Raw genomic sequence first — 4,373 nt, 5'->3', positions numbered from 1 at the left:
AGGTTTGCAGCATCTATTTTAAATTCTGTTGAGTAAGTTGGTTGAGTTTTCATTACTTTTTTACACCGTTTTATCTTAAGGGAAGTTTACCTCAATCGGTGTACAGATTCATTAAGCCACAATAGGGGCGGCTGGGAGTTCCAAGAGGGAACAGCCGTTGGTTTCCTCTTGGTCTGGTGTGGGTGAAGCGCCACGACGTTAGTGGCCTCAGGCCATAAGAACATAGATATGGCTAATTTTCGCATTGGTTTTAGCCGTTGATTAATTTAGTGGGATCAGGGTAAATCTTTATAAAAAGATAGGTTGAAACTCATTTTTATCCTGAAATAAGTTACAAGTTAAACAATATAACACCAATAAAAATGCCAGCATTTCTGCTGGCATTTTTGATCAATTGTTAACTAGTTTAAGCTTAAAGCGCGGCTTGGAAAATCACGCTGTCGGCTTTCTTAGTGTAAGAATCGATTTGGTCGAAGTTCAAGTAACGGTAAGTATCAGCTGCTGTTGCATCCAATTCTTTAGCGTAGTTTTGATATTCTTCAACTGAAGGTAAACGACCTAGTAACGCTGCTACTGCTGCTAACTCAGCTGATGCTAAGTAAACGTTTGCGCCAGTACCTAAACGGTTAGGGAAGTTACGTGTAGACGTTGATACTACAGTAGCACCTTCTGCAACACGTGCTTGGTTACCCATACATAGAGAACAACCAGGGATCTCGATGCGAGCACCAACACGGCCGAAGATTGAGTAGTAACCCTCTTCCGTTAATTGATCGCGGTCCATCTTAGTTGGTGGTGCAATCCATAAACGTGTTGGTAACGTAGTAGCAAATTTTTCTAACATCTTACCGGTCGCACGGAAGTGACCGATGTTAGTCATACAAGAACCAACAAACACTTCGTCAATCTTAGTTTGTGCAACGCTTGATAATAATACTGCATCATCAGGATCGTTTGGTGCACAAAGGATTGGCTCTTTGATGTCGTTTAGATTGATTTCGATAATTTCAGCATATTCTGCATCTTTATCTGCTTCCATCAACTGTGGGTTAGCAATCCATTCTTGCATCGCAGTAATACGACGTTCGATAGTACGACGATCGCCATAACCTTCTGCAATCATCCACTTTAACATGACGATGTTAGAGGTTAAATATTCAATGATTGGCTCTTTGTCTAGCTTAATGCTACAACCTGCAGCTGAACGCTCAGCAGAGGCATCAGATAATTCGAATGCTTGCTCAACTTTAAGTTTTTCAAGACCTTCGATTTCTAATACGCGGCCAGAGAAAGCGTTGATTTTGCCTTTCTTCTCAACCGTTAGCAGACCCATTTCAATTGCTTTTAATGGGATAGCATGAACTAAATCACGTAAGGTAATACCTGGTTGCATTTCGCCTTTAAAGCGCACTAGCACAGACTCAGGCATATCAAGAGGCATGACACCTGTTGCAGCAGCAAATGCCACTAAACCAGAACCGGCTGGGAACGAAATACCAATAGGGAAACGAGTATGTGAATCACCACCAGTACCTACGGTATCTGGTAATAACATACGGTTTAACCACGAGTGAATAACCCCGTCACCTGGACGTAAAGCAACACCACCACGGTTCATAATGAAATCTGGTAGTGTGTGGTGAGTGGTAACATCCACTGGCTTTGGATAAGCTGCAGTGTGGCAGAATGACTGCATGGTTAAATCAGCACTAAAGCCTAAACATGCTAAGTCTTTTAACTCATCACGTGTCATAGGGCCAGTAGTGTCTTGTGAACCAACAGAGGTCATCTTAGGTTCGCAGTATTGACCAGGACGAACACCTGATACGCCACATGCTTTACCGACCATTTTTTGGGCTAAAGTAAAACCTTTGTTAGATGCAGCGATATCTTGTGGACGAACGAATACTTTTGATGCTTCAAGACCTAAGGTTTCACGCGCACGGTCAGTAAGGCCACGACCAATGATCAATGGAATACGACCACCAGCACGAACTTCATCTAACAACACTTCGGTTTTAAGCTCGAATGTAGAGATAACTTCATCAGTGCCGTGACGCTTAACTACACCTTCATAAGGGTAGATATCGATCACATCGCCAGTGTCCATTTGATCAACGTTTAGTTCGATCGGTAATGCACCCGCATCTTCCATGGTGTTGAAGAAAATAGGTGCAATTTTGTTACCTAAACAGAAGCCACCAGCACGCTTGTTAGGTACAAAAGGAATGTCATCACCCATAAACCATAACACTGAGTTAGTGGCAGATTTACGTGAAGAACCCGTACCAACAACATCACCTACGTAAACTAAAGGATGACCTTTACCTTTTAACGCTTCGATTTCTTTGATTGGACCCACAACACCTGATTCATCAGGCACAATACCGTCACGCGCATTTTTTAGCATTGCTAATGCGTGTAGTGGAATATCTGGACGAGACCATGCATCTGGCGCAGGAGACAAATCATCAGTGTTGGTTTCACCAGACACTTTGAAAACAGTTAAGGTAACTTTGTCAGCCAATTTTGGACGATTTAAGAACCAATCTGCATTGGCCCAAGCATCAACTACTTGCTTAGCAAAATCATTGCCCGCTTGCATTTTTTCAACAACATCGTGGTATGAATCAAACATCAACAATGTATTTGAAAGTGCGGTAACCGATAGAGGTGCTAATGCTGCATTATCTAGTTGGTCAATTAACGGCTCAATGTTGTAACCACCTTGCATAGTGCCAAGCAGTTTAACAGCGTGTTCTGCGCTTAAGATAGGAGATGACACAGTGCCTTTAGCGACTGCATCAAGGAAAGCGGCTTTAACGTAAGCAGCTTCATCTACTCCTGGTGGAATACGATTTTCGAGCAAGTCGAGGATGAATGCCTCTTCACCTGCTGGGGGTGTTTCAAATAACTTAACCAGTTCAGCCACTTGTTGTGCATTTAATGGCTTAGGGACTACGCCCTCTGCAGCACGTTCTGCGACGTGTTTACGATATGCTTCTAGCACGGCAACATTCCTCTTTGTTTGACGCCTAACGGCGAAACTCAGCGCCACTATGGTTACGCTGATAATTCCACTGGTTCGGGCTTGAAATCCGACCTCCAGTATACTACAGCTTTATAAAAGTATGAATCAGCTCACACTCTCGGATGTATGAAATCAATGCGATTTATCAACCTAAAAATCAATTTAACGCCAAGTTGAATAAAATAAAATTAGACAATAGTTTGAAACAGGCGGAAATTCTCTTAAATACATTAACTTATACAGTACCCACTGATTAAACTATATACAAAAAAATATCCCCTTTTTTAAATGAAATATTTTTTAAAAAGTGTGTTTTGATTGTGTCCAATCAACAACAACGTGATAATTAGCGCTTAACATTGTGCCGTTTATGGAGTCAGTATTGTGTCAAACCAAATAAAAGCCGTTATTTTTGATATGGATGGGATTTTAATCGATTCCGAACCGGCTTGGCAGTTGGCCGAGCAGACTGTCCTAAATAGCTTTGGACTTAATCTCAGCCTTGAAGAAGTGGAGCAAACCACAGGCTTGCGTATTGATCATGTTGTTAGCTATTGGTACCAACGTTTTCCTTGGCCAAATTACGACAATACAGCTACGGCCAATACCATTGTTAATGAAGTGATAAGCCAAATAAAAGCCAATGGTGAACCAATGCGAGGCGTTATTGAGTCGCTAGAGGCGTGCAAACGTTTAGGGCTTAAAATAGGTTTAGCCACATCGTCATCGTCATTAATTATTGAAGCTGTGCTGCATAAGCTGGCCATTGGCCATTATTTTGATGCGATTGAGTCCGCTGAAAATCTCGATTATGGCAAACCGCATCCTGAAGTATATTTAAATTGCGCTAAAGGACTGGGCATTGCGCCAGGACAATGCATCGCAATTGAAGATTCGTTTAATGGTTTAATTGCCGCGCGGGCTGCCAGTATGCAAACCGTAGCCATTCCTGCACCCCACACAGCCACACAAACTAAATGGGTGATTGCCCATCATCAGCTAGCTCATGCAGGATTATTACCCGCGCTTCTAGAAGCCTAGGCCGCTATGCTGCTAAGGTCCTAGACCGCTACGCGGATAGTCCGCTGCGCTTCTAGAGCGGACTTCGTCCTGCTAGGGACAGCTTCGCTGCGAGGACGATAACAAGCGATAAACAGCGAACGCTGCGCTCACGGATAGGGCACTCTAGGCTTTTAGCTTTTAGCTCGATTGTTATCTCTGATGTGGTCAACTAAATCTGTACACCAACAGGAGTTGCGTCTTTACGCTGCCATTTCGGCTGCTGTTGGCGCCATATAATTGTTATAACTATGACCCCGTTTTATATTGTAGTGCTTCAATA

The 4,373-nt window shown here is 42.9% G+C and carries 2 protein-coding genes; one reads left to right on the top strand and one right to left on the bottom strand.

All coding sequences use genetic code 11. The features are described from left to right. Positions 1-412: 412 nt before the first annotated feature. Positions 413-3,010, bottom strand: coding sequence for a bifunctional aconitate hydratase 2/2-methylisocitrate dehydratase (acnB, locus tag H5181_RS20075; protein ID WP_011639185.1), 2,598 nt, complete (start codon positions 3,008-3,010; stop codon positions 413-415). Positions 3,011-3,412: 402 nt separating this feature from the next. Here acnB and hxpB point away from each other — a divergent pair, with 402 nt between their 5' ends. After that, complete coding sequence (hxpB, locus tag H5181_RS20070) at positions 3,413-4,072, top strand: hexitol phosphatase HxpB (protein ID WP_182751871.1); 660 nt, start codon at positions 3,413-3,415, stop codon at positions 4,070-4,072. The last annotated feature ends 301 nt before the right edge of the window (positions 4,073-4,373 follow it).

The organism is Shewanella sp. SG44-2, from assembly GCF_014164215.1.
Taxonomy (GTDB): Bacteria; Pseudomonadota; Gammaproteobacteria; order Enterobacterales; family Shewanellaceae; genus Shewanella; species Shewanella frigidimarina.
The sequence above is the reverse complement of the archived record's forward strand: the minus strand, read 5'-3'. Positions and strand labels throughout refer to the sequence as shown.